This window comes from Aeromonas sp. MdU4, assembly GCF_041929505.1.
GTDB lineage: Bacteria > Pseudomonadota > Gammaproteobacteria > Enterobacterales > Aeromonadaceae > Aeromonas.
Map to the genome: position 1 here is coordinate 1 of NZ_JBHFMW010000068.1, position 1,830 is coordinate 1,830.

Consider the following 1,830-nt stretch of genomic DNA (forward strand, 5'->3'; position numbering starts at 1 on the left):
TCGATGTTGACTAAAGGTAACCTCGAAAGCAAAAGTAGATGGAGCATCATGGTATGAATCACTAAATATACGAAATTTTTTAGTGCGCAAACGACGACCATGAACAGATTAATTATAGGAAGGGTACAAGAACAGTCAGATACTCTAGCACCATGGACACGATCATAAAGAATACGTCACTAGGAGCCTGTAAATCCAATTGTGTAACCGCCCACGAATAAGTAACTTTTTCAAAAGGATACCTTCGTGGGTAAGCAAATGGACCAAAACACACTCAAAGCACTGGCCGCTGAGCTGGCCAAAGACATCAAATCTGAAAAAGATCTCGGCACCCTCACCCAGCAGCTGATCAAGCTCACCGTCGAGACCGCCCTCAATGCCGAGATGGACGCGCATCTGGGCTATGAGAAACACGCCCCACAAGGCCGCGGGACCGGCAACAATCGCAATGGCTATTCCACCAAGCGCCTAACAGGACAGCACGGAGAGGTCACCATCCAGGCGCCTCGTGACCGTAACTCGTCCTTCGAACCTCAGTTCGTCTGCAAGGGCCAGTCCCGCCGGACCCAGATGGACGACCAGATCCTCTCCCTCTACGCCAGGGGCTTGAGCACGCGGGATATCGTGGACGCGTTCAAAGAGATGTATGACGCCGACATCTCGGCGGGGCTGGTATTGAAGGTGACCGAACGTGTCATCGAGCAGGTCCACGAATGGCAAAACCGGCCGCTGGATCCGCTCTATCCCATCGTCTATCTGGACTGCATTGTGCTGAAGATCCGCGCAAACCAGCGGGTGATCAACAAGTCGCTCTATCTGGCGCTGGGTATCAATATGGAGGGGCACAAGGAGCTGTTGGGCCTGTGGCTGGCCGAGACCGAAGGGGCAAAGTTCTGGCTGTCGGTCCTGACCGAGCTGAAGAACCGCGGCCTAGAAGACATCCTGATCGCGTGTGTGGATGGTCTCAAGGGCTTCCCTGATGCCATTGCCGTGGAATATCCCCAGACCAAGGTGCAACTGTGTATCGTCCACATGGTGCACAACTCGTTGCGCTATGTCTCCTGGAAGGACTACAAGGCGGTGACGGCTGAACTGAAGCAGATATACCAGTCTGCGACGGAACGTGAGGCTCAGCAGGCGCTGGCGGCCTTCGGCGAGCGCAGGGATAGCCAGTACCCGCAGATAGCGCGCTCCTGGCAGGGGAACTGGGACAATCTGATCACGCTGTTTGATTATCCCCCCGCCATCCGGAAGGTGATCTACACCACCAATGCGATCGAGTCACTGAACAGCGTGCTGCGCAAAGCGACCAAACAAAGGAAGCTGTTCCCGACCGATGAGTCGGCGCTCAAAGTGGCGTTTCTCGCGATACAGCAGGCCTCCAAGAAATGGACCATGCCAATCCAGAATTGGAAGCTTGCTCTGAATCGCTTTATTATCGAATTCGGTGATCGCCTGAACGGTCACCTGTAATGGAGTGGGCAGTTACACAGAATTATTTTCAGGCTCCGTCACTAGCGGTTGCTTCGCGGTGTTGCATTACGAAAAAATATCCGCGATGTTGCTCAATCTACATCTTTGCTAGCAGCTCTTAACTTCTCGTTTTTATTGTTTAAACACCAGCACTGCTTAAGTATTATCAGGGAGAATACCGCTTAATCAGTGGATCTAGCAGGCATTGTAACAAACGGTCTTTATGGTGATTGATTGTTTCACCAGAGAAGGTTGACCGATTAGTAATAATGATGACATACATGTTTTGGTACACGGTAGCTTTGTTGAACATATTTACCTTAGTGGCCGCCAGCCATTACGCTCATCGAGCAGAGC

At 51.9% G+C, this 1,830-nt stretch carries 1 protein-coding gene; it reads left to right on the top strand.

The features are described from left to right. Positions 1–258: 258 nt before the first annotated feature. Positions 259–1,473 carry an IS256 family transposase gene (locus tag ACE1BR_RS23200; protein WP_374874443.1) on the top strand — a complete coding sequence of 405 codons (1,215 nt, stop codon included), beginning with the start codon at positions 259–261 and terminating at the stop codon, positions 1,471–1,473. The last annotated feature ends 357 nt before the right edge of the window (positions 1,474–1,830 follow it).

Bases quoted from the DNA above. Each gene is read 5' to 3' on its own strand.
- ACE1BR_RS23200 (WP_374874443.1), top strand. From the start codon at position 259: ATGGACCAAAACACACTCAAAGCACTGGCCGCTGAGCTGGCCAAAGAC.